The sequence below is a fragment of the Gordonia alkaliphila genome, from assembly GCF_023017165.1.
Lineage (GTDB): Bacteria > Actinomycetota > Actinomycetes > Mycobacteriales > Mycobacteriaceae > Gordonia > Gordonia alkaliphila.
The window spans coordinates 3,504,280-3,527,183 of the sequence record NZ_JALKBW010000001.1 but is presented as its reverse complement, the minus strand read 5'-3'; the positions used below and the strand labels follow the sequence as shown (position 1 = coordinate 3,527,183).

Genomic DNA, 22,904 nt, shown 5'->3' with positions numbered 1-22,904 from the left:
GCATGACCGACGACCTGGACCGATTGCAGCGCTGGATCGATTCCGGCGGGCTGTTTCAGGTGATCGGCCGCCGCGGCGCGCAGTTCACGGTGGCGCTGTGCACGTGCGACGGCGGCGCGCAGATGGATCGGGTGATCACCGATGATCCGCGGCTGCCGCAGTGGCGCGCGGACCACGTCGACTCAGAACTGGAAACGCGCTAGCGTCGCCCGGAGCTGCCCACCCGGATGGATCGAGGAGTCAATGCCGTGGTGCGCTGGCTGGCCGATCGCGGAATCAGTCTGGCCGGGGCGGAGTCGCTCACCGTGCGCGGTCGTCGCACCGGTGCGCCGCACCGCGTGCCGGTCAATCCGCTGGCCTCGACGGCCGGATGGGGCTGGGAAGTGGGGCGCCTGCTGCCCGGCGCACTGACCGTCGACGCCGACGCCGAGACGCTGCGCAGGCATTCGGCGCTGCTGCCGGTCTTCGAGATCCAGGCCGTCACCGGCGCCGATTAGCATGGGGCCGTGACCACCGGGGGCGAGGAGACGAGTGCGCGCTGGGTGCTGCACATCGACATGGACGCCTTCTTCGCCTCGGTGGAGGAACTGACCCGGCCCACGCTGCGGGGACGCCCGGTGCTGGTCGGCGGCGCCGGCGGACGCGGGGTGGTGGCCGGGGCGTCGTACGCGGCACGCGCCTACGGGGCGTCGTCGGCGATGCCCATGCACCAGGCGCGGCGGCTGGTGGGTTCGTCGGCGGTGATTGTGCCGCCCCGCGGCTCGGTCTACCGGGTGGTCAGCGGGCGCGTCTTCGACATCATCCGCCGGTTCGCCCCGGTGATCGAGACGCTGTCGTTCGACGAGGCCTTCGCCGAACCCGCCGAACTGGCCGGCGCCACCGTCGACGACGCGCACCACTTCGCGGTGCGCCTGCGCACGGCGATCCGCGACGAGGTGGGACTGCCGGCGTCCGTCGGTTTCGGCTCGGGCAAACAGATCGCCAAGATCGCCTCCGGGCAGGCCAAACCGGACGGGATCGCGGTGATCGCGCCGAGCGGCGAACTGCAGTTCCTGCAGGCGCTGCCGGTCCGCAAGCTGTGGGGCATCGGCCCCGTCTCCGGCGACCGCCTGGCCCGCATCGGGGTGGAGACCATCGGTGATCTCGCGGCCCTGTCGAGCACCGAGGTGACGTCCGTCCTCGGCGGCACCGTCGGTCCGGCGCTGCACCGGCTGGCGCAGGGCATCGACAACCGCCCGGTGGCAGAGCGCGCCGTCGCCAAACAGATCAGTGCCGAATCGACCTTCGCCACCGACATCATCGATCTGGCCGGGCTGCGTGCGGCGGTCAGCGGTGCGGCCGCGGACGCGCACCGTCGACTGCGCCAAGACGGGCGTCGCGCCCGCACCGTGGTGGTGAAGCTGCGGCGCGCGGACATGTCGATCCTCACGCGCTCGCACACCATGCCCGCCGCCAGCGTCGATCTGGACGTGCTGACGGCCGCGGCGCAGCGTGTGGTGCTCGACCCGCGGGAGATCGGACCGATCCGACTGGTGGGGGTGGGCTACGCGGGACTGACCGAGGCCGAGCAGTACTCGCTGTTCCCCGATCTCGACGAGTACACCCCGGACGGCAGCAGCGAGCCCGAAGGGCAACTGGCGCACGATGATTCGGCGCAGGGTGCGAGCGACGACTCCGCGCCGGCGGAAGCCGATCCGACGGTCGCCGCGGCGGGGCGGCAGTGGCCGACCGGCGCCGACGTCGCGCACCCCGACTTCGGCCACGGCTGGGTGCAGGGCGGCGGACACGGCTTCGTCACCGTGCGGTTCGAGACGCGGGCCAGCGGACCCGGACGCGCCCACACCTTCCGGCTGCCCGAACCGAAGCTGGTCCGGGCCGACCCGCTGGACAGTCTCGCCTGGGACGACGAGGAATGAGGTCGGCCGATCAGGCGGGGCCGGAGGCGGCGAAGAAGTCGGCGATCTCCGTGCGAGAGGCACCCGTGGTCAGCAAGGCGATCAACGCCATGCGCACCTGAGGGGCGCGCAACCAGGGCGAGATGATGGCCCCGGCGCGCGCCAGGTCCACGCCGCCGCCACCGCCGCCGTAGGTGGCTTCCACTTCGCCGTAGGGCACGCGCGTGGACACCACCACCGGCACATTGCGGCGGGTGGCCAGCGCCACCTCCGCGGTGATGTCCGGGTGGGTGTTCCCCGAACCGGTGGCCGAGAGCACGATGCCCGCGGCCCGCTGCGCGACGGCCGCGGCGAGAAGGCCGGGGGACACGCCGGGATACAGCGCCAGCAGATCCACCCGCGCGGGCACGCCGCCGGGAATGGTGTCGGCCACCAGCGGACGCGGCAGATCGTCGTGCACGGTGTCGAAGGCCTCGAGCCCGGTGGTGGAGACCTTGAAGACGCCGCGCGCAGGCAGAACGCGGCCGCCGAGCGCCACCTGCACGCCGTTACCGCGGTTGTTCGGGTCGGCGGCCAGCGTGACCGCCGCGGCGATGTTCGCCGGACCGTCGGCGAGCGGATGGTCGGCCGGGAACTGGGCGCCGGTGAAGATCACCGGGCGGGGATCGGCGGCGAAGCAGTCGACCAGGAAGGCGGTCTCCTCGAGCGTGTCGGTGCCGTGGGTCACGACGACGCCGTCGACGTCGTCCTCGGCGAGCGAATCGGCGATGGCGACGGCCACCGCGAGCTGGTCGCGTACCAGCATGGCCGACGAATCCAGCGTCATCAGGTCCACCGGTCGGACGACGATCTCGCCGAGCTCGGCGGGGATCAGGTCTGCGCCGGTCAGCACGGGTACGGCGCCGTCGTCGGTGGTGCGGGAAGCGGCGGTGCCGCCGGTGGTGATCATCACAACTTGGCGTGGCGTCATGGCCTGATTCTCGCACTTCCGGCACGCACATGCGCGCTGGTCACCGCACGGGCGTGTGGCTGGAGTGACCAGACGTGCCCAGCAGAACCTGTGAAGCGGACACAGGTTTGTTTGGCATAGTGGTTTCAGCTCGGAACCCATCCGAACCGCCGAGCAGATTCCTACCTGGAGGTTTGATTCGGTGAAGTATCGCAAGTTCTTGGTCGTCGGCGCCGTCGCCGGCATGCTGAGCGTGACGGCCGCCTGCGGCAGCGACGACAGCAACCTGCCGCCCGTGCCGACCGCACAGGCGACGACCACATCCGCCGCCGCCGGCGGCGAAGACGCCGACCTGGTGGCACAGCTGTCGAACCCGAAGAAGCGTCCCACCGTCGACGCGCTGAACGAGATGCTGGAGATGGCACTCGATCCGGACGTGCCCGCCGCGGACAAGGTGGACCTCGTCGAGGGTGCCGAGGCCGACCCGAAGCTGTTCGATCAGCTCGTGAAGGTGGCCAAGGAGAATCCCGACGTCACCTACGAGATCAAGAACCCGGTCATCGGCAACGGCCCCAAGCGCGCCAGCGTCAAGGTCGAGGTGACGCTTCCGGACAACCCGCCGACCATGATCGACGCCGCGATCGTCTACGACAACGGCCGCTGGAAGCTCTCCAAGAGCACGGTCTGCCCGCTGCTGGAAGCCGGTGACGTGAAGAGCCCGCTGTGCACCGATGCCGGCGCGTCCAAGTCCAAGAGCGCCAAGAGCACGAGCAAGTCCGCCAACTGAGGCCCGACTTGCCCGAGGCTTGAACGGCGCAGACTGTAGAAACGGTGCGCGCCCGCTGAATTCAGCGGGCGCGCACCGTTTTTCGTCTGCAGGGCTCGTGTCTGGCCGGTCAGTCGGTCCGATTCCAGCGGAGCGTGAGTGAAGTCTGCTGGATGATCGGCCGATTCGGATCGGCGCCGACCAGCTCGCGGGCACCCGTCATCTCCAGCTGCGCCGACGTCGGCAGCAGGCGCGTCAGGTCCACCGTCACGGTGCCGGTGCCGGTGTTGGCGTAGCGCGTCAGGTCCAGGGTCGACGCCGAACCGGGGATCCGGAAGACCGTCGACGTCGGGGTCTCGTCGACCGCGATGTCAACGGTCAGCACGTCACCCTCCCACTTGGTGAGGGTCGCGACGATCTCCTGGGTCACCGTGGTCGCGGCGGTGACGGTGCGTTCGGTCCGCCACCGCGCGCCCACGCCGATCGGCTCGGTCGGCAGGGGAAGCGCGTAGGTGAATGCGCTGACCAGCGACTGCTCGATGGCGCGATTCGCCGGCTGGTCGGCGTTCGCCGGTGGGAACAGGCGCAGCGACACCGGGCTGAGGCCGTCGGCGTAGGTGGCGCCGCCATCAGCGCCGTCGAACGTGGCCAGCGCCGGGTTCAGCGGCTCGTCGGGCGAGGTGATCGCGCCGAGGGTGAACTCGAGGTTCTTCGGATCGGTGCAGCCGGCGCGGGCGGTCAGCGGCGTCGACAGTTCCTCGGTGGTGGTGGTCGGCGCCTCGCCCTGGTTGCCGATCACGCTGGTCTCACTCGACTTGGTGTCGAGCGTGACGCGCTGCGGGGTCTCGGTGGTCGGGGCCGACGTCGGCACCCGCAGTTCGCCGGTGCCCGGCTCGAGCAGTGCGACGTGGGCGGGCGGCAACTCGATCGGTCGAAGATCGGCGGCCTGCGCGCTGGAGGTCGGGTCGCAGCCCCGGTTGGGGTCCGCGCCCGACGACTCGTCGGAGGAGCAGCCGGTCAGGGCCATGGCGGCGGCCACCGACAGCGGCAGCAGGCCGGCCGCGGCGCGGGAGAATCGAGGGGCTGGCACGTCGTCCACCCTAGGCCAGCGGCCGTCGGCGGCCGCGCCCCGGTGCGGCGTCCGCCGCGCGCTCATGGACAATTGGGGGCATGGACGACGCTGCGCCCGGCCCCGACACCGAGAACGAGGCCACCCCGGACCGGGCCACCTCCCGTCGGCTCCTGATGTACCTCGCCGTCATCGCGGTGGCGGCCTACCTGCTCGACCTGCTCACCAAGACGCTGGCGGTGCACTATCTGGACCCCGCCGACCCGGTGGAGATCATCGGTGACTTCGTCACGCTGTCGCTGCTGCGGAACAGCGGTGCGGCGTTCTCGATGGCCACCGGTTACACCTGGGTGCTGACCATCGTCGCGCTGCTCGTGGTGGCGGTGATCATCCGGTTCAGCAGCCGCCTCGGTTCGCTCGGCTGGGCCGTCGGGCTCGGTCTGGTGCTGGGCGGGGCGCTGGGCAATCTCACCGACCGCATCTTCCGCGCGCCCGGACCGCTGCGCGGGCACGTCGTCGACTTCTTCTCGGTGGGGCAGTGGCCGGTGTTCAACGTGGCCGACTCCGCGGTGGTCTGCGGCGCGATCCTGCTGGTGGTGCTGACCCTGCTGGGCTACGACTACGACGGACAGCGGACCGGGTGGGCCGCCCGCAACGATCGGGCTGCCGCAGACGGGACCCGCGAGGAAGGCGACAGCGATGCGTGAATCACGAGCGATGCCCGTGCCCGACGGGCTCGACGGCATGCGGGTCGACGCGGGCATCGCACGCGTCCTCGGCCTGTCCCGGACGGTCGCCGCGGGGCTGGCCGACGCCGGTGACATCACCGTCGACGGCGCCGCGGTGCCCAAATCGCATAAGCTCGCCGCCGGTACCTGGCTGGACGTGACGCTGCCGGCCGTCGCCGAACCGCTGCGCGTGGAGCCGACACCGGTGGAGGACCTCACCGTCCTGTACCACGACTCGGACATCATCGTCGTCGACAAGCCGCCGGGCGTCGCGGCGCATCCGTCGCAGGGCTGGACCGGCCCCACCGTGGTCGGCGCGCTGGCGGCCGCGGGCTTCCGGATCTCCACCTCGGGCGCCGCGGAACGGCAGGGCATCGTGTCCCGCCTCGACGTCGGCACCTCGGGCGTGATGGTGGTGGCCGCCTCCGAGCACGGTTACACCGTGCTCAAGCGGGCCTTCAAGCAGCGCACCGTCGACAAGGTCTATCACGCGGTGGTGCAGGGCCATCTGGATCCGCCCGAGGGCACCATCGATGCGCCCATCGGACGGCACCCGGGCTCGGACTGGCGGTTCGCGGTGACCGCGCGCGGCAAGGAATCGGTGACCCACTACGAGACCCTGGAGATGTTCGCGGCGGCCAGCCTGCTCGACATCGACCTCGAGACCGGGCGCACCCACCAGATCCGCGTGCACTTCTCGGCCCTGCACCACCCGTGCGTGGGCGATCCGACGTACGGGGCCGACCCGAAGCTCGCCGCGCGCCTCGGCCTGGACCGGCAGTGGCTGCACGCGCGGACGCTCGCCTTCGCGCACCCCGCGGACGGTCGTCGGGTGGAGTTCACCGCGCCCTATCCGGCGGACCTCAGCCACGCGCTGGAGGTCCTGCGGGACGCCTGAGTTCCGGCGAACACCGGGGTCGACGGCGACGTCGTACCTCATGCGTCACACCCAGGCGAGCCGAATCCTATCTGTCGGCCTCGGCGCCTAGAGTGGAGGCGTTCCACGGGCCGTCGAGGCCGCCGCAAGAGCAAAGGGGTCGAAAGTCGTGTCCGGTTCGTTTGTTCACCTGCACAATCACACCGAGTACTCGATGCTCGACGGTGCGGCCAAGGTGTCGCCCCTGTTCGCGGAGGCGCAGCGGCTCGGGATGAGTGCGATCGGCATGACCGACCACGGCAACATGTTCGGTGCCAGCGAGTTCTACAACACCGCGCGCAAGCACGACATCAAGCCGATCATCGGCATCGAGGCGTATATCGCTCCCGAGTCGCGGCTCAACACCAAGCGCGTGCTGTGGGGCAGTCGGGAGCAGAAGAGCGACGACGTCGCCGGTTCCGGCGCGTACACCCACATGACGATGGTGGCCGAGAACGCGGAGGGCCTGCGGAACCTGTTCCGGCTGTCGTCGCGGGCCTCGATCGAGGGTCAGCTCGGCAAGTGGGCGCGCATGGACGCGGAGATCATCGCCGAGCACTCCGCCGGCATCATCGCCACCACCGGCTGCCCGTCCGGTGAGGTGCAGACCCGCCTGCGTCTGGGCCAGGAGGCGGAGGCGCTGGAGGCCGCCGCGAAGTGGCAGGACATCTTCGGCAAGGAGAACTTCTACCTCGAGCTCATGGAGCACGGGCTGGAGATCGAGCGTCGCGTGCGCGACGGCCTGCTCGACATCGGTCGCAAGCTCGGCATTCCGCCGCTGGTGACCAACGACTGCCACTACGTGACCCGCGATCACGCCGCGGCCCACGAGGCGCTGCTGTGCGTGCAGACCGGCAAGACCCTCTCCGACCCGACCCGCTTCAAGTTCGACGGCGACGGCTACTACCTGAAGTCGGCCGACGAGATGCGCGCGCTTTGGGACGACGTGGTGCCCGGCGCCTGCGACAACAGCGTCGAGATCGGCGAGCGCGTGCAGTCGTACGCCGACGTGTTCACCCACCGCGACCGGATGCCGATCTTCCCGGTGCCCGAGGGCCACACCCAGGAGTCGTGGCTGGCGCGCGAGGTGGAAGTGGGACTGGGCCGCCGCTTCGAGGGCGGCACCGTGCCGACCGAATACTCCGAGCGGGCCCGCTACGAGCTCGACGTGATCAATCAGATGGGCTTCCCGGCCTACTTCCTGGTGGTCGGCGACCTGATCGCGCATGCGCTCGAGGTCGGCATCCGCGTCGGCCCCGGTCGTGGTTCGGCTGCCGGTTCGCTGGTCGCGTGGGCGCTGGGCATCACCAACATCGACCCCATTCCGTACGGCCTGCTGTTCGAGCGCTTCCTCAACCCCGAGCGCGTGTCGATGCCCGATATCGACATCGACTTCGACGACCGTCGCCGCGGCGAAATGGTGCGGTACGCCTCCGACAAGTGGGGCACCGACAAGGTCGCGCAGGTCATCACCTTCGGCACCATTAAGACCAAGGCGGCGCTCAAGGACTCCGCGCGCGTGCAGTTCGGTCAGCCCGGCTTCGCGATCGCCGACCGCATCGCCAAGGCGCTGCCGCCGCCCGTCGCGGCCAAGGACATCACCGTCGCCGGCATCACCGACCCGTCCAACGAGCGGTACGCGGAGGCGGCCGAGGTCCGCACCCTGCTTGAGACCGATCCGGACGTCCGGACGATCTACAACACCGCACTCGGCCTGGAAGGCCTGATCCGCAACGCGGGCGTCCACGCGTGCGCGGTGATCATGTCGTCCGAGCCGCTCACCGATGCCATCCCGGTGTGGAAACGCGCCCAGGACGGCGCGATCATCACCGGCTGGGACTACCCGTCGTGCGAGGACATCGGCCTGCTGAAGATGGACTTCCTCGGGTTGCGGAACCTGACGGTCATCGGCGATGCGCTCGACAACATCAAGAACAACCGCGGCGTCGACGTCGACCTCGACAAGCTGCCGATGGACGACGCCGCCACCTACGAGCTGCTGGCGCGCGGTGACACGCTCGGCGTGTTCCAGCTCGACGGCGGCGGTATGCGCGAACTGCTGAAGATGATGCAGCCGACCGGCTTCGAGGACATCGTCGCCGTGCTCGCGCTGTATCGCCCGGGTCCCATGGACGTCGGCGCGCACCACGCGTACGCGCGCCGTAAGAACGGCCTGGAGGAGATCAAGCCGATCCACCCGGAGCTGGAGGAACCGCTCAAGGAGATCCTCGCCGAGACCTTCGGCCTGATCGTGTATCAGGAGCAGATCATGGCGATCGCGCGGAAGGTGGCCGGGTACAGCCTCGGCGAAGCCGACCTGCTGCGTCGTGCCATGGGCAAGAAGAAGAAGGAGATCCTCGACGAGGCCTACGGCGGCTTCGCGGCGGGCATGCAGAAGAACGGCTTCTCGCAGCCGGCGATCACCGCGCTGTGGGACACGGTGCTGCCGTTCGCCGGCTACGCGTTCAACAAGTCGCACGCCGCCGGCTACGGCCTGGTCTCGTTCTGGACCGCCTACCTCAAGGCCAACTACCCGGCCGAGTACATGGCCGGTCTGCTCACCTCGGTGGGCGACGACAAGGACAAGTCGGCGATCTACCTGGCCGACTGCCGGCAGATGGGCATCACCGTGCTGCCGCCGGACGTCAACGCCTCGCGCGCCGACTTCGCCGCCGTCGGCGAGGACATCCGCTTCGGTCTGGCCGCGATCCGCAACGTCGGCGCCGGCGTGGTGGCCTCGATCATCGCCTCCCGCGAGGAGAAGGGCGCGTTCGCCAGTTTCTCCGACTATCTCGGCAAGATCGATGTGACGGCCTGCAACAAGAAGGTCACCGAATCGCTGATCAAGGCCGGTGCCTTCGACTCGCTGGAACATCCGCGCAAGGGTCTGTTCCTGGTGCACGCCGACGCCGTCGACTCGGTGGTGGGCACCAAGAAGGCCGAGGCCATCGGCCAGTTCGATCTGTTCGGCGACATGGGCGGCGGCGACGAATCCATCGCCGAGGTCTTCGCGGTGAAAGTGCCGGACGAGGAATGGGAGTCCAAGCACAAGCTCGCCCTCGAACGGGACATGCTGGGCCTGTACGTCTCCGGCCACCCGCTGGCCGGCGTCGAACACGCCCTCGCGGCGCAGGCCGACACCTCCATCGCGTCGCTGCTGCAAGAGCAGGTGGGCGACGGCGCCCAGATCACCATCGGCGGCATCATCTCCTCGGTGAACCGACGCGTGAACAAGAAGGGCGAGCCGTGGGCGGTGGTCACCGTCGAGGACATGGTCGGTGGCGTGGAAGTGATGTTCTTCCCGCGCGCCTACCTCGCCTTCGGTATGGACCTCGTGGTCGACAACATCGTGTTGGTCAAGGCGCGCACCAATAAGCGCGACGACTCGCTGATGATCAGCGCCAACGATCTGGCGGTGCCGGATCTGTCGGCGGTGGGCACCACCAAGCCGCTGAATCTGACCCTGACCGCGCGCGCGTGCACCCCCGCTCGGGTGTCGGCACTCAAGCAGGTGCTGATCCGGCATCCGGGAACGTCGGACGTGCACGTGACGCTGGTAAGCGAACGCAAGCAGACCCAGCTGCGGCTCACCGACGCGCTGCGCGTGACGCAGTCGTCGGCCCTGATGGGCGACCTCAAGGCGTTGCTGGGACCGAGCTGCCTGAGCTGATCGAGTTCCTGAGCTGACGGGGTTGCGGCCGTGCTGATCCTGGAGTCGACCGGGCCGGTGGTGGTCGAGACGGTCATCAAGAAGTCGCGGTTCATCGCGACCGCGGTCGGCATCTCGGCGCCGGAGGAGTTCGCGGACTTTCACGCCGAGATCGTCGCGGGTGCGCCCGGCGCGCGGCACGTGTGCTGGGCGTACACGCTCGGGTCCGGGCCGCACCTGGTGGCGCGCTCGTCCGACGACGGAGAGCCCGGCGGCACCGCCGGACCGCCGATCCTCGCCGCCCTGCAGTCGCGGCAGGTGGCGAATGCGGCGATCACGGTGGTGCGCTACTTCGGCGGTGTGAAACTCGGGGCCGGCGGTCTCATCCGGGCGTACGGCGGCAGCGCCAACGCCGTGCTCGACGCCACACTGCTGCGGGCGGCGATCGCGACCGCCGTGCTGACCATCGAGGCCCGCTCGACGACGCCGGCCGACTCGAGGGCGCCCTGCATGCGCTCGGTACCGTCCGCGCGGTCGACTACGCGCCGAGCGGCGTCCGTTTCGTGCTCGAGGTGCCCGCGGACGACGAAGCGCTGGTCGGGGACCGGGTGCTGTCGTTGACGTCGGGGGCCGCGACCGTCGTCGACGTCGCGCATCTGTTGGCCTAGACGGGCAGTTTCGGTGAGCCGAAACATTTGTTGCGACCTGCGCTATCATGGGATCCATGACCACCGTTGAACAGCTGACCGGTACGGGTGAACACGCCGGACGGGGCGTGGCCGCGACCGTGGCGGTGTTCGGCGTCGATTGGCCGGCTTACAAGCTGCACGCGCTGGTCGCCGGAGTGCTCGTCGTGGCCCTGGTGTTCGCGTTCGGTGGCACCGGAATCCTGGCCGGATGGCTCGCGGCGGGAGTCGCCGCGGTCGTCTGGTGGGGCGGGCGTGTCGTGCTGCGCCCGCGGTGGGACGATAGTGGGCGTGACCACCACGCCCGCAGCTGACCACACCGTCGTCGCCGGACTGAACCCGGCCAGCATCGACGCCGCCGCCGAGCGGTTGGACGGCGTCGTCGTCCGGACTCCGTTGGAGCCGTGCCCGCGCCTGTCCGAAGCCACCGGCGCGCAGATTCACCTCAAGCGCGAGGATCTGCAGGCCGTGCGGTCGTACAAGATTCGCGGCGCCTACAACGTGATGGCGCAGCTGACCCCCGCCGAGCTGGCCGCAGGTGTGGTGGCGGCGAGCGCCGGCAACCACGCGCAGGGCGTCGCCTTCGCGTGCGCCACCATGGGGGTCAAGGGCCGAATCTACGTCCCGACCACCACTCCGAAGCAGAAGCGTGACCGCATCTCCTGGCACGGCAAGGAATTCGTCGAACTGATCGCCGTCGGCGACACCTACGACGCCGCCGCGGCCGCCGCGCAGGCCGACGTGCTGCGTACCGGCTCGACGTGGATCCACGCCTTCGACGATCCGCGCACCGCCTCCGGGCAGGGCACCATCGGCAAGGAGTTCGTCGAGCAGCTCGGCGACGCGCCCGACGTGGTGGTGCTGCCGGTCGGCGGCGGCGGCTGCCTGGCCGGGATCGTCACCTACCTGCGTGCGGCGTGCCCCGCAGCGGCGATCGTCGGTGTCGAGCCGTCCGGCGCACTGTCGTTGGCGGCCGCCCTGGTGACCGGCGAGCCGCACACCCTCGACGAGATCGATCCGTTCGTCGACGGCGCCGCGGTCAAGCGCATCGGCGCGCTCGGGCATCGCGTCCTCGCCGACGCCGGGGCCCGCGTGGCGGAGCACCCGACGCTCGCGGCCCTCACCGACACCCCGGCGGTGCCGGTGATCGCCGCCGACGCCGTCGACCTGGCGCCCGGCAGCGTCACCATCACGCACGTCGACGAGGGCGCCATCTGCTCGACGATGCTCGAGCTGTACCAGAACGAAGGCATCATCGCCGAGCCCGCGGGCGCCCTCGCGGCCACGGCGCTCGCCGAACTCGACCTGCCCGCCGACGCGAAGGTCGTCGCGCTGGTCTCCGGCGGCAACAACGACGTCTCGCGGTACGGCGAGATCATCGAGCGCTCGCTGGTGCACCGCGGCCTCAAGCACTACTTCCTGGTGAACTTCCCGCAGGAACCCGGCGCGCTGCGCCGTTTCCTCGACGAGGTCCTCGGCCCGGACGACGACATCACCCTCTTCGAGTACCTCAAGCGGAACAACCGGGAGATCGGCACCGCGCTGGTCGGCGTCGAACTCGGCAGCCGCGCCGGCTTCGACGGCCTCCTCGACCGGATGGCGCGCTCGCGACTGGACGTCGAACGCCTGGAACCGGGCTCTGCGGCGTACAAGTACCTCACCTGACCGTGGTGCGCCGACGAGGTGGTCTCCTCGTGGTCGAGGGCTATGCGTTGCGCGCCAACTCGAAGATCGCAGTCTCCACCTGTGCGGGAGTTCGGCCGAACGGTGCTCCCCAATCCCGCAGCAACTCGAGGTAGCGCGTGTAGTCCGGGGTCCGATAGGGGGTCAGAATCAACCCGGCGTTCTCCGGATCCGCGAGCCACTGCTGCACCAACGAATCCAGGATGGGCGCCGCTTCCGGGGATTCGATGCCGGTGTGCGCTGACGCGAAGTAGAGCCACTTGGTGAAGAACGCGGGGCCGAGTTGCTTGATGTGGCCTTCGTTCGTGAGGTAGCGGAATCCTTCGACAGGTCCAGACGTGCTGTCGTCCCCACTCGAGGTGACCTTGGCGGCCGCGATTCGAAGTCGGTCGACGACGTCCTCACGGACGGGGGCGGTAGCGGCACCCTGTTGGAGTCCGGTCAGCATCCAACGGACCCGGGTCGGACCGTATCCGCTGGTCCCGTACCCCCACACCATCGCAGCCACGAATGCGGGAAGTACTCGGCCGTCGGCGAGTTCGCTGTGCACCGCCTGCCGAATCGTCTCGCGGTCGACCCTGTCGGGCAAGCGCTCGAGGAGATCGACGACGTCGGACCTGTCGTGAAACTTGCCCCGCCATTTGTTCAGTTTCCACGGAAAGGCTCGCTGCTGAATCGGTGGAGCACTCAGCAGTTCGGCGAGCACGTCCGGCACGTTCGGTTGGTTGGCTACCACTAGCGCTCCTCGGCTCGAGTCCCCGTAACACCGGTTCCGGACAAGAAGCGGCTGTGCACGGCGACACAGCGGCGCTGTCGTACCCCCGTGACATAGTACTCGCACGGCGGGGTGACGAGAGGTGGCGCGGTGGAACGTGCGGTTGAAGGCGCGGTGGAGGTCCTGATCGAGGCGGGGCTGATCACCGGCGAGGAGGACGTGATGCCGGCGGGCGACGACCTGATCCGGACCGGGCTCGCCGAGATCGACGACGCGCTCGGCGGTGGACTCCGCCGGGGTTCGCTGACGGTCATCGCCGGCCACGGGGGAGCCGGGGCGGCGATGCTGGCCCGCCAGATCGCGGGTCACGCGGCCGCCGAGCAGGGCCTGACTGCGGGGTATCTGGCGGTGGGCTCGCGCGCGGCCGATGTGCAGCGCGAGGCGATCGCCGGTCAGACCGGCGTGCGTGTCACCGAGATCCACCACGACACCGCTGCCGAGCGGAGGGCCGCGGTGGAGCGGGTGTTCGACGGAAGGCTGACGATTCGGCAGACGGACGTCCGTACCCGTGAGGCCGTCCTCGAACGGGCCATCCACAGCCTGCAAGTCGACGAGGACGACCTCCTGGTGATCGACTGCCTCAACCTGATCGGCGTCGTCGACGACGACTGGCGCTTCCCGCTGAGTCCGCCGCTGGCCTCGGACGAGATGGCGGACCTGCTCCGCCACCTGCGGGTGCTCGCGCTGGACGCGGACCGGGTGATCATCGTGGTGGCCGACCTGCCGATCATGGGAACAGGCGAATACCCCAATTCGGCGGACCATTCGATGGCGCACCGCGCCGCGCTCGGTCCGGCGGCGCAGCTCGCGGACTCGCTCCTGCTGCTCTACCGCCCCGACCTGTGGGACGCGAACGACCCGCGATCGGGCGAGACCGACGTCGTCGTCGCGCGCGGTCCGCACCGCCATGTGCCGACCACGGTGACCTTCGCGCACCAGCTACACCTCGCGCGCTTCGTCTCCTTCCGCTAGACCCGCGCGGCAGACCTGTTTCCGCGTGTCGCGACGCCCTCCGCGTGTCGCTGACCGAGCTCGCGGTTGCGACCCGGGAAAGGGGTCGCGACGTGCGGAAACAGGCCGTGGACCAGCGCCCACGCCGACAAACGAGCGCTTAGTAATACAGGGAAGGTAGGCGGACCGAGGACCGTCTATTTCACAGTGCATCTGAAACGTGATCGTGCACACATCTTTCCGTCTGATCTATGTATATTGCTACCCACGAGTCAGTTACGGGGTGGACGGCACGCGTGCGGTCACGACGATGGGTGAAGGCGGGGGAGTGGCCACAGATACGGTCGGCGCGGGTGAGATGCCAGCGCACTCTCGGCGCGGATGGTCCGACACCGGCTTCGGCAAGTGGTGGCGCGAACACATCACCAAGTCGTTCGAGACCTTCGGCCGCCAGTTGGCGATGTTCGTCGAAGTATTCAAGGTTCTGGTCACCGACCTGGCCAAGGGGCGCTTTCCGTTCGCCGAGTTCGTCCGCCAGTGCGGATTCATGGCGTCGACGTCGGTCTTCCCGACACTGCTGGTCGCGATCCCCATCGGGGTGATCGTCTCCATCCAGGTGTCCAACATCGCCGGGCAGATCGGTGCCACGTCGTTCGCCGGCGCCGCGACCGGCCTCGGCGTGATCCGCCAGGGCGCGCCCCTGGTCACCGCGTTGATCATGGCGGGCGCGATCGGCTCGGCGATCGCCGCCGACCTCGGCTCCCGCACCATCCGCGACGAGATCGACGCCATGAAGGTGATGGGCGTCAATCCCATCGAACGCCTCATCTCCCCGCGCCTGCTCGCCACCATGGTGGTCAGCTTCCTGCTCTGCGGCTTCGTCTGCTTCGTCGGCTTCATCACCGGCTACCTGTTCAACGTGTACTTCCAGGGCGGCACACCGGGCAGTTACACGGGCACGTTCGCGTCCTTCGCCGGCACCTCCGACCTGGTCTTCGCGTTGGTGAAAGCCGTGATCTTCGGCGCCATCGTGGCGGTGGTGGCCTGCGACCGCGGCCTCACCACCAGCGGCGGCCCCGCCGGTGTGGCCAACTCGGTGAACGCGGCGGTGGTCAACTCGGTGATCCTGCTCTTCACGGTGAATGTGGTGCTGACGCAGCTCTTCGCCCTCGTGGTCCCGGCGAAGGTGGTGTGACATGACCGCTTCGCGGTATACCGCGCCGGTCCTGCGGCCGCTCGTCGGTCTCAAGAAGCTGTGGACCGTCCCGCGCGACGGCCTGGTCTCTATGGGCCACCTGATCACCTTCCTGGTCAAGTCCATCGGGCTGGCGCCGATCACCTTCCGGCACTACCAGAAAGAGGTCTGGCGGCTGCTGTCCGATGTGGCGTGGGGCAACGGCGCCATCGTCGTCGGCGGCGGCACCGTCGGCGTCATGGTGATCCTGGGCATCATGGGCGGCGCCACGGTCGGCATCGAGGGTTACACCGCGCTGAACCTGCTGGGCATGGAACCGATCACCGGCGCACTGTCGGCGTTCGCGACGACCCGCGAGATCGCCCCGCTGCTGGCGGCGACCGCGTTCACCGCGCAGTCCGGCTGTCGGTTCACCGCGCAGCTCGGATCGATGCGGATCAGCGAGGAGATCGACGCGCTCGAGGCGATCGCGATCCGGCCGCTGCCGTACCTGGTGACCACCCGCATGGCGGCCGCCGTGATGTCGATCGTCCCGCTGTACGCGATCGCGCTGGCCGCGAACTACATCGCCGCGCAGGTGATGTTCCAGGTGCAGAGCGGCCAGGGCGTCGGCACCTACCTGCACTACTTCCAGCAGTTCATGCTGTCCACGGACGTGCTGTTCTCCTTCTTGAAGGTGATCGTGTTCGTGCTGCTGACCACGTTCATCCAGTGCTACTACGGCTACTTCGCCTCGGGCGGTCCGGAAGGTGTCGGCGTGGCCGCCGGCCACGCGATCCGCCTGGCGATCATCACGATCGTCTTCGCCAACCTGATCATGACGCTGGTGTTCTGGGGCACCACGTCGGGCATCAAGATTTCGGGGTAACTGACCATGGTTCGAGTGGATACCGGAGGCCGCGACCCGTCGGTCGGCCAGTACCTGTGGCGGGGCGTCGCCTTTCTGGCGGTGTGCATCGTGGTGCTCGCGCTGCTGGTCATGCGGTACCAGGGCACCTTCGACAGCCGGACCGACGTGGTCGCGGAGATGACCGACGTGGGCGACGGCCTGATCCCCGGCGCCGACGTCCGGTACAACGGCTTCATCGTCGGCGCGGTCGCCAGCGTCGAGGCCGTCCGCACGGTCCACGACGGTGCGGCGGGGCCGCTCAAGCGCGTCAACATCGAACTCCTGCCAAAGCAGGCCGAGGGCATTCCCACCAACACCACCGCGCGCACGGTTCCGGCGAACCTGTTCGGCGTGAACTCGGTGGAGCTGATCCAGCCGGCCGATCCGTCGTCGTCGCATCTGACGAGCGGTGCGACGATCCCCGCCGACACCAGTGCCGACACCATCCGTTTGCAGGACGCGCAGAACGATCTGCGCGACCTGCTCAAGGCGGTGCCGCCGGAGGACCTGGGCATGGTGCTCGGCAACATCGCCGACGCACTGCGCGGCGGCGGCGCGACCTTCAAGACCTTCCTGCCGGTGCTCGACGGCTACTTCCGCGAGCTCAACGCCCAGTTCCCGGCGGGTGCGCCGTCGGGCTTCGACAATTACAACGCCGCGCTCGGCGGGCTGGCGAAGTCGACGCCGGAACTGCTCGACGCACTGGGCCGCAGCGTGGTCCCGGCCATGACGATCGCGGAGAATCAGCGGAACCTGACGGCGCTGCTGTCGGCCGGGCAGGGTCTGCTCGACCAGACGCAGACGATGTTCGCCAAGAACGGCGACGGCGGTATCCGGCTCGTCGGCGACCTGAACACCACCATCGGCGCCCTCATGCTGCAGCCCGACGCCATGCCGCAGGCCGTGCGCGAACTGTACGTGCTCGCCGGCCGGGTCCTCGGCGTGTTCACCGGCACCAACGGCAAGGTGCAGCTGAACCTCGGTATCAGCTTCAGCCCGTTCGAACGTTACGGCCGCCAGAACTGCCCGGTGTACGACGGTGGGCCGTACGGCCAGCTCCGCGGCCCCGGCTGCATCGGCCCGGGCACCGGCACCGGCCCCACCATGTCCGGTCCGCTGATGATCTACCCGGAGGAGGGCCTGCAGCGGCGCACGGTGTCCGGCAAGGTCACCACCGCCCACGATGAGAAGACCATCGCGGCGGCACTGGGCCGCAAGCCCACCGCGGCCGAATCGCTGATGCTCGGACCGCTGGTCTCCGGCGTCACGCCCGTTCCGGGGCCGTCCGCAACCGCACCGCAGGGAGGAGCCAAGTGAGCCAGCCGTCGGCCAGCATTCGTAAACCGCTCATCGGTTTCACCGCGTTCGCGCTCGCAGCGCTGTTCATGACCTACCTGATCTGGTCGACCCTGGAGCGGACCCTCGACGGTCCGACCGGCGATTACTCCACCGTCTTCCACGACGCGTCCGGCCTCGCCGTCGGCGACGACGTGCGCATGGCCGGTGTCCGCGTGGGTCGTGTCGAATCGATCGACTTGGAGAACGGGCAGGCCCGCGTCGGCTTCGACGTCCTCACCGACCAGAGGATCTACGACAACACGCAGGCTGCGATCCGCTACCAGAACCTCATCGGTCAGCGGTACGTGGCGCTGAGTCTGGTCGGCGACGCCCCCGGCGCGCCGCTCGGGAAGGGCAGCGCGCTCAAGCAGGACGGCGTCGACTCGTTCGATGTGACCCGCCTGCTCGCCGGCTTCCAGCCGGTCTTCGACACCCTGACCCCGGAGCAGGTCAACGGCCTCACCATGAGCCTGATCAACACCTTCCAGGAGGGCGATCAGATCTCGCTGAGCAACACGCTCACCCAGATCGGCCAGGTGGCCGACGACATGGCCGACCGCGACGAGATGCTCGGCGCCATCATCACCAACCTGTCGGTGGTGATGCGCGAACTGGCCTCGCAAGGCGACCAGGTGCAGCAGCTGATCGACAACACCGCCCAGCTCGTGGAGGGCCTCAACGGGAACTCCGCAGCCTTCGGCAAGTCGGTGCAGCTCATCGGCCGCACGGCGCAAGGCCTCGGCACGGTGATCGGCGACAGCCAGGCCTCCTTGGAGACGGCAGGCACCGCCGCGCGCAACGCCACCAGCAAGCTGATCGCGATCGGCCCCACCCTGGACCGCGGCGCCAAGGTGCTGCCCGAGTTCCTCGTCCACTTCCCGATGGTGATGAGCCAGGGAGCCTACTTGAACATCTACGCCTGCGAACTGGACATCTCCATCGGCAACGTCTTCCTTCCGCCCGGCCTGCTCCGGCAGATCGGCGGCACCCAGCATTCGGTGGTGTGCCGCTGATGAGGAAGAAACTGCGTCACTCCTGGGGCGAACGTCGCCTGCTCTGGTACGGCCTGATCGGCTCGGTGACCATCATCGCGCTGCTCGTGGCCATCGTCGGGTTCAGCGAACTCGGCATCGGCAAGACCACCTACACCGCGAACTTCACCAACGCCGGCGGGATCCGTCCCGGCGACAAGGTGCGGGTGGCCGGCATCGACAAGGGTGAGGTGACCGGCACCGCACTCGCCGGCGACCACGTCGAGGTGACCTTCCGGGTCGATGACGACGTGCAGATCACCGACAACGGCGTCGCGACCATCAAACTGTCGACGCTCCTCGGCCAGCGGTTCGTCGAGGTCGACATGGGCAACGGCGCCGGGCCCGCTCCGGACGGCGTGGTCCCGAACACCGAGGTGCCCTACGACCTGCAGAAGACGCTGGAGGCGGGGGTCCCGATCCTGGAGGGGATCGACGACGCGCAGCTCGCGGCCAGCCTCCGCGGCCTCAACAAGCAACTCGACGGCGTCCCGGCGATCGCCGAACCGACGCTGGACGCGTTGACCCGGATGTCCGACGTGATCAACAACCGGACCGACCAGATCAATCAGCTCATCAAGGACACCGAGACGGTCACCGACCAGGTGGCCGGGAGCCAGCACGAACTGTCGATCATCGTCGGACAGGGTGCGCAGCTGGCGGGCAAGATCACCGCGCGCGAGGCGTTGGTGACGCGGCTGCTCGACGGCCTCGCCGATCTCACGGCGCAGGCCGAACTGCTCGCCGACGCCAACCAGGGCCAGTTCGCGCCGTTGATGGCGAACTTGACGACCATCTCGCAGGGCCTGGAGAAGAACCGCGACAACCTGCGGAACATGCTCGACATCCTGCCGGTGACGGCGCGGTCGATCAGCAACCTCACCGGTGACGGGCCGTACGCCAACGGCTACCTGCCGTGGGGCATCTTCCCGGACAACTGGCTGTGCAAGGCGCGGGTGGTGGACGGATGTTGAGGGGGAACAAGCGCGTGACGGGCTTCAAACGCACGCCGGCCTTGGCGGCGGCGGCATTGGCGGCGGTGGGCGGGCTCACGTTGAGCGCCTGCTCGCTGGTCCCGACCGGCCTGCAGACGGCCGTGGGCGCGGCGCAGACCTACACGGCCTACTTCGACAGCGCGGCCGGCCTGTACGAGGGCAACGACGTCGCGGTGCTCGGCATGCCGGTCGGTCGCGTCGTCTCCCTCCACCCGGAGGGCACGCGCGTCAAGGTGGAGCTGGCGGTCGACAGCGACATCGCGATCCCCAAGGATGCGACCGCCGCGATCGTCAACACGTCGATCGTCACCACCCGGCACATCGAGCTGACCCCGGTGTACACCGGCGGGGAGAAGCTGGCGGCCGGCGGCACCGTGGCGAACACCGCGTCGCCGGTGGAGATCGGCACGCTGTTCGACTCGATCGACGCGCTGGTGGAGAACCTCAAGGGCGAGCCCGGCGGGGAACAGCCGATCGCCGACCTCGTCGACATCGCGTCCGGCGTGGCCGACGGCAACGGCGAACGGCTGCGGGAGGCGCTGGCCGCGCTGGAGAAGGCGGGCAAGCTCGGCGCGAACAACGCCGACGGCATCGGGCAGATCCTGCGCAACATCAGCGAGCTGACCAGCACGCTGACCGCGAACTACCCCAAGATGCTGGCGCTGTCGGACTCGGTGACCACGGTGTCGGAGATGCTCGGCGAACAGAGCGTCGGCCTGCAGGCCACCCTCGACAATGTAAACGCGGCCCTGCAGAACACGGCCGAATTCCTGGAGGGCAACGCGGGGAACGTGTCGTCGTCGATGACCGGGCTGGCGTCGTTGGCGTCGAACCTGTCGGACTACTCGCGGCAACTCGTCGACACCATCGACATGGGGCCGCTGCTGTTCCAGAACCTCGCGAACTCCATCTCCGCCGAGCAGGGCGCGTGGCGCGCGCAGGTGCTCCTGGACAAGTCGCTCATCGACAACGAACTGCTGTCCCGCTTCTGCGAGGCGATCAACCTGCAGAAGAACGGTTGCCGCACCGGCCAGCTCGGCGACTTCGGTCCGGACCTGGGCATCTACTCGGGCCTGCTGGAGTTGAGCAAGAAATGACCTCGATGAAGAAGATCGCGATGGGTGCGGTCTCGTTGGCCACCGTCGTCAGCCTCACCGCCTGCGGCGCGGTACCCGGCATCACCGTCGAACAGATTCCGCTGCCCGCACCGGGTTCGCTGGGCGACACCATCGAACTCAAGGCCGTCTTCGACAACGCCCTCAACCTGCCCGCGCAGGCCAAGGTGCGGTTGGGCGGCACCGACGTGGGCGTGGTCTCCGACATCGTCGCCAAGGACTACCGCGCGGTGGTCACCATGAAGGTCTCGACCAGCTCGTCGATCCCGGTCGGCACCGGTGCCGAACTGCGGCAGGCGACGCCGCTCGGCGACGTCTTCGTCGCACTGAACCCGCCGGTCGACCCGACCGGGGGCACGATGACGAACGGTGAGACCCTGACCGGTCCGACGTCGGCCGCCGCCACGGTGGAGGATCTGCTCATCAGCATGACCGCGCAGGTGGACTCCGGCTCGGTCGGCGCGCTGCAGCAGATCTTCACCGAACTGTCGACGGCCCTGTCCGGTGACACCAAGTACATCGAGCTGCAGGGCGCGATCAACGGTTTCACCACCGCGATCAGCCGGTTCAACGCGAACTCGGCGGAGGTCGACACGGCGATGGCCACCACGCGTACCCTCACCGCCGACCTGGCGGCGGGCCGCAACCAGATCGCCGCCGCGGTGAACAAGCTGCCGCCGGCGATCAACGCGATCAATGGTGAACTCGGCCTCATCCTGGACACGCTCAACAAGTCCAACGTGGTGACCGGGGCGACCACCGACTTCCTCAACCAGCGGCAGGACGACCTGATCAGCCTGTTCACCCACCTCAGCACGGCCGCCGTCGCTCTCGAGAAGACGGCCCCGCAACTGGGGCCGCTGATGCAGCGTCTGTTCGAGCTGAACCCGAAGTGGCAGAACTCGACGCCGGGCAGCGCCGCCACGGTGGCGACCAAGCTGTACTGGCTCACCCCGGGCGTCGGCTTCGACGCGGCGTCGCGGTTCCCCGAGCTCCAGGATCTGCAGGGCGGTCTGGAAAGTCTGCAGCAGACGCTGGCCGTCGTGCTGGCGCGGCTCAACGGAACGAACGGGGCGCCGAACTGATGATGGCCTTCCTGCGGAAACACTCCATGCTGCTGGGCAACCTCGCCCTCGCCCTGGTGATGGTGCTGGCGCTGGCCTACCTGGCCTTCGTCTCGCTGAGCTGGCGGCCCTGGCAGGGCCGCTACGAGGTGACGGTGAAGTTCCCGATCTCCGGCGGCCTGCAGAACACCTCGAAGGTGACGCTGCGCGGCGTCGAGATCGGCGACGTCGAAGACATTCAGGTGACGCCCCGCACGGTGAACGTACGACTCAGCCTGAACGACGACTACCGGATCAATCGGAACGCCACGTTCTCGGCGTTGGGCCTGTCGGCCGCCGGCGAGCAGTACGTCGACATCGTCCCGACCACCGACGACGGACCGTTCCTGAGCGACGGTGCCGTCATCGAGACCGCCCAGACCGACGTGACCGCACCCTTCTCCGGCGTGCTCGAATCGAGCCTGGACCTGATCGCGCAGATCGACACCGACAAGCTGTCGTCGGCGCTCGGCGAACTCACCATCGCGCTGAACGACGACCAGCCGAACCAGCTGCGTTCGATCTTCTCCTCCGGCGGCGTGATCTTCGCGCAGCTGTACAAGGTGATGCCGCAGACCACGGCGTTGATTCAGAACGTCGGCACCATCATGGAGACCACCGCCGACGTGCAGCCGGACTTCGGCCGCCTGGTCGACGGGCTCGGCTCGGTGATCGACGCTGCGGTCGAGGCCGATGCCGAACTGCGCACGCTGATGGGCACCGGATCGAGCCGACTGGTCAGTCTGACCGGATCCCTGGACACCATCACCGACCCGATCACCGACGTGCTGGCGCAGTTCATCGACGTCGCCCAGCAGGGCGCGCTGCGGGCGCCGACGCTCGCGGTGCTGTTCCCATCGATCCGGGACGGCTCGGTGCAGTCGCAGAAGATGTTCCACCACGGCGCATGGTGGGCCATGGCGTCGATCTATCCGCGTCCGTACTGCGACTACCAGGTGACGCCCACGCGCCCCACCAAGATTATGGAGGCATCGGTGCCGACCAACCTGTACTGCGTCACCGATGATCCGAACCAGCAGCGACGTGGATCGATCAACGCCCCGCGGCCGAAGGGGGACGACACCGCCAACCCGCCGCCCGGCTACGATCCGAACAGTCGTACGGTGCCGCTGAATTGAGCGCGCCCGCCACCGCAAGCAGTGATCAACGA

Annotated in this window: 22 protein-coding genes; 19 read left to right on the top strand and 3 right to left on the bottom strand. The window is 68.8% G+C overall.

Annotated features, from left to right (window positions below; translation table 11 throughout):
- The first annotated feature begins 2 nt into the window (after window positions 1-2).
- From MUG78_RS16155 to MUG78_RS16145, 3 genes are read left to right on the top strand one after another with little or no spacing between them, the layout of a single operon-like run.
- Window positions 3-203 (top strand): hypothetical protein, encoded by a 201-nt coding sequence (locus tag MUG78_RS16155; protein ID WP_246996534.1) that lies wholly within the window; start codon window positions 3-5, stop codon window positions 201-203.
- 45 nt (window positions 204-248) lie between these two features.
- Window positions 249-497: a hypothetical protein gene (locus MUG78_RS16150; protein ID WP_372493270.1), complete on the top strand. Its 249-nt coding sequence runs from the start codon at window positions 249-251 to the stop codon at window positions 495-497.
- A 60-nt stretch (window positions 498-557) separates the two neighbouring features.
- The gene (locus MUG78_RS16145) at window positions 558-1,916 is read left to right on the top strand and encodes a DNA polymerase IV (RefSeq protein WP_246997141.1); all 1,359 of its coding nucleotides are present in this window, start codon (window positions 558-560) and stop codon (window positions 1,914-1,916) included.
- A 10-nt stretch (window positions 1,917-1,926) separates the two neighbouring features.
- Here the strand turns inward: MUG78_RS16145 and MUG78_RS16140 are convergent, their stop codons facing one another.
- On the bottom strand, window positions 1,927-2,865 hold the full coding sequence (locus MUG78_RS16140; protein WP_246996530.1) for an asparaginase: 939 nt from the start codon (window positions 2,863-2,865) through the stop codon (window positions 1,927-1,929).
- A 181-nt stretch (window positions 2,866-3,046) separates the two neighbouring features.
- Here MUG78_RS16140 and MUG78_RS16135 point away from each other — a divergent pair, with 181 nt between their 5' ends.
- Window positions 3,047-3,631: a WKL family lipoprotein gene (locus MUG78_RS16135; protein ID WP_246996528.1), complete on the top strand. Its 585-nt coding sequence runs from the start codon at window positions 3,047-3,049 to the stop codon at window positions 3,629-3,631.
- Window positions 3,632-3,740: 109 nt separating this feature from the next.
- On the opposite strand, the gene MUG78_RS16130 is transcribed toward MUG78_RS16135, so the two are convergent.
- Window positions 3,741-4,700: a hypothetical protein gene (locus MUG78_RS16130; RefSeq protein WP_246996526.1), complete on the bottom strand. Its 960-nt coding sequence runs from the start codon at window positions 4,698-4,700 to the stop codon at window positions 3,741-3,743.
- Window positions 4,701-4,780: 80 nt separating this feature from the next.
- On the opposite strand from MUG78_RS16130, the gene lspA reads away from it, so the two are divergent.
- The 6 genes from lspA (at window position 4,781) to ilvA (ending at window position 12,323) form a co-directional block, all read left to right on the top strand.
- Window positions 4,781-5,386 carry a signal peptidase II gene (lspA, locus tag MUG78_RS16125; protein WP_372493268.1) on the top strand — a complete coding sequence of 202 codons (606 nt, stop codon included), beginning with the start codon at window positions 4,781-4,783 and terminating at the stop codon, window positions 5,384-5,386.
- Window positions 5,379-6,305 carry an RluA family pseudouridine synthase gene (locus tag MUG78_RS16120; protein WP_246996524.1) on the top strand — a complete coding sequence of 309 codons (927 nt, stop codon included), beginning with the start codon at window positions 5,379-5,381 and terminating at the stop codon, window positions 6,303-6,305. The genes lspA and MUG78_RS16120 overlap by 8 nt, the downstream gene beginning before the upstream one ends.
- A 148-nt stretch (window positions 6,306-6,453) precedes the next feature.
- Window positions 6,454-9,993, top strand: a complete 3,540-nt coding sequence (dnaE, locus tag MUG78_RS16115; protein WP_246996522.1) for a DNA polymerase III subunit alpha — start codon at window positions 6,454-6,456, stop codon at window positions 9,991-9,993.
- A gap of 30 nt (window positions 9,994-10,023) precedes the next feature.
- Window positions 10,024-10,593 carry an IMPACT family protein gene (locus tag MUG78_RS16110; RefSeq protein WP_246996520.1) on the top strand — a complete coding sequence of 190 codons (570 nt, stop codon included), beginning with the start codon at window positions 10,024-10,026 and terminating at the stop codon, window positions 10,591-10,593.
- Between the two features lie 103 nt (window positions 10,594-10,696).
- Window positions 10,697-10,972 carry a hypothetical protein gene (locus tag MUG78_RS16105; RefSeq protein ID WP_246996517.1) on the top strand — a complete coding sequence of 92 codons (276 nt, stop codon included), beginning with the start codon at window positions 10,697-10,699 and terminating at the stop codon, window positions 10,970-10,972.
- Window positions 10,950-12,323 (top strand): threonine ammonia-lyase IlvA, encoded by a 1,374-nt coding sequence (gene ilvA / locus MUG78_RS16100; protein WP_372493266.1) that lies wholly within the window; start codon window positions 10,950-10,952, stop codon window positions 12,321-12,323. The genes MUG78_RS16105 and ilvA overlap by 23 nt, the downstream gene beginning before the upstream one ends.
- A 40-nt stretch (window positions 12,324-12,363) precedes the next feature.
- On the opposite strand, the gene MUG78_RS16095 is transcribed toward ilvA, so the two are convergent.
- Window positions 12,364-13,077 (bottom strand): 8-oxoguanine DNA glycosylase OGG fold protein, encoded by a 714-nt coding sequence (locus tag MUG78_RS16095; protein ID WP_246996515.1) that lies wholly within the window; start codon window positions 13,075-13,077, stop codon window positions 12,364-12,366.
- Between the two features lie 129 nt (window positions 13,078-13,206).
- Here MUG78_RS16095 and MUG78_RS16090 point away from each other — a divergent pair, with 129 nt between their 5' ends.
- The 9 genes from MUG78_RS16090 (at window position 13,207) to MUG78_RS16050 (ending at window position 22,872) form a co-directional block, all read left to right on the top strand.
- Complete coding sequence (locus MUG78_RS16090) at window positions 13,207-14,088, top strand: DnaB-like helicase C-terminal domain-containing protein (RefSeq protein ID WP_246996513.1); 882 nt, start codon at window positions 13,207-13,209, stop codon at window positions 14,086-14,088.
- A gap of 337 nt (window positions 14,089-14,425) precedes the next feature.
- Window positions 14,426-15,262, top strand: a complete 837-nt coding sequence (locus MUG78_RS16085) for an MlaE family ABC transporter permease (RefSeq protein WP_246997135.1) — start codon at window positions 14,426-14,428, stop codon at window positions 15,260-15,262.
- A gap of 1 nt (window position 15,263) precedes the next feature.
- On the top strand, window positions 15,264-16,130 hold the full coding sequence (locus MUG78_RS16080) for an ABC transporter permease (RefSeq protein WP_246996511.1): 867 nt from the start codon (window positions 15,264-15,266) through the stop codon (window positions 16,128-16,130).
- Window positions 16,131-16,136: 6 nt separating this feature from the next.
- The gene (locus MUG78_RS16075; RefSeq protein ID WP_246996509.1) at window positions 16,137-17,468 is read left to right on the top strand and encodes an MlaD family protein; all 1,332 of its coding nucleotides are present in this window, start codon (window positions 16,137-16,139) and stop codon (window positions 17,466-17,468) included.
- Complete coding sequence (locus MUG78_RS16070) at window positions 17,465-18,502, top strand: MlaD family protein (RefSeq protein ID WP_246996507.1); 1,038 nt, start codon at window positions 17,465-17,467, stop codon at window positions 18,500-18,502. Before MUG78_RS16075 ends, MUG78_RS16070 begins: the two co-directional genes overlap by 4 nt.
- Window positions 18,502-19,494, top strand: a complete 993-nt coding sequence (locus MUG78_RS16065) for an MCE family protein (RefSeq protein ID WP_246996505.1) — start codon at window positions 18,502-18,504, stop codon at window positions 19,492-19,494. The genes MUG78_RS16070 and MUG78_RS16065 overlap by 1 nt, the downstream gene beginning before the upstream one ends.
- Window positions 19,488-20,612 (top strand): MCE family protein, encoded by a 1,125-nt coding sequence (locus MUG78_RS16060; protein WP_372493265.1) that lies wholly within the window; start codon window positions 19,488-19,490, stop codon window positions 20,610-20,612. The genes MUG78_RS16065 and MUG78_RS16060 overlap by 7 nt, the downstream gene beginning before the upstream one ends.
- The gene (locus tag MUG78_RS16055) at window positions 20,609-21,715 is read left to right on the top strand and encodes an MlaD family protein (protein WP_246996502.1); all 1,107 of its coding nucleotides are present in this window, start codon (window positions 20,609-20,611) and stop codon (window positions 21,713-21,715) included. The genes MUG78_RS16060 and MUG78_RS16055 overlap by 4 nt, the downstream gene beginning before the upstream one ends.
- On the top strand, window positions 21,715-22,872 hold the full coding sequence (locus MUG78_RS16050) for an MlaD family protein (protein WP_246996499.1): 1,158 nt from the start codon (window positions 21,715-21,717) through the stop codon (window positions 22,870-22,872). The genes MUG78_RS16055 and MUG78_RS16050 overlap by 1 nt, the downstream gene beginning before the upstream one ends.
- Window positions 22,873-22,904: the final 32 nt, after the last annotated feature.

Excerpts from the sequence above, each read along its gene's own strand:
- MUG78_RS16065 (WP_246996505.1), top strand. The coding sequence starts at position 18,502 with ATGAGGAAGAAACTGCGTCACTCCTGGGGCGAACGTCGCCTGCTCTGG.
- MUG78_RS16080 (WP_246996511.1), top strand. The coding sequence starts at position 15,264 with ATGACCGCTTCGCGGTATACCGCGCCGGTCCTGCGGCCGCTCGTCGGT.
- MUG78_RS16050 (WP_246996499.1), top strand. The coding sequence starts at position 21,715 with ATGATGGCCTTCCTGCGGAAACACTCCATGCTGCTGGGCAACCTCGCC.
- lspA (WP_372493268.1), top strand. The coding sequence starts at position 4,781 with ATGGACGACGCTGCGCCCGGCCCCGACACCGAGAACGAGGCCACCCCG.
- MUG78_RS16075 (WP_246996509.1), top strand. The coding sequence starts at position 16,137 with ATGGTTCGAGTGGATACCGGAGGCCGCGACCCGTCGGTCGGCCAGTAC.
- MUG78_RS16145 (WP_246997141.1), top strand. The coding sequence starts at position 558 with ATGGACGCCTTCTTCGCCTCGGTGGAGGAACTGACCCGGCCCACGCTG.
- MUG78_RS16105 (WP_246996517.1), top strand. The coding sequence starts at position 10,697 with ATGACCACCGTTGAACAGCTGACCGGTACGGGTGAACACGCCGGACGG.
- MUG78_RS16140 (WP_246996530.1), bottom strand. The coding sequence starts at position 2,865 with ATGACGCCACGCCAAGTTGTGATGATCACCACCGGCGGCACCGCCGCT.
- MUG78_RS16120 (WP_246996524.1), top strand. The coding sequence starts at position 5,379 with ATGCGTGAATCACGAGCGATGCCCGTGCCCGACGGGCTCGACGGCATG.
- MUG78_RS16060 (WP_372493265.1), top strand. The coding sequence starts at position 19,488 with ATGTTGAGGGGGAACAAGCGCGTGACGGGCTTCAAACGCACGCCGGCC.
- MUG78_RS16055 (WP_246996502.1), top strand. The coding sequence starts at position 20,609 with ATGACCTCGATGAAGAAGATCGCGATGGGTGCGGTCTCGTTGGCCACC.
- MUG78_RS16085 (WP_246997135.1), top strand. The coding sequence starts at position 14,426 with ATGCCAGCGCACTCTCGGCGCGGATGGTCCGACACCGGCTTCGGCAAG.
- MUG78_RS16155 (WP_246996534.1), top strand. The coding sequence starts at position 3 with ATGACCGACGACCTGGACCGATTGCAGCGCTGGATCGATTCCGGCGGG.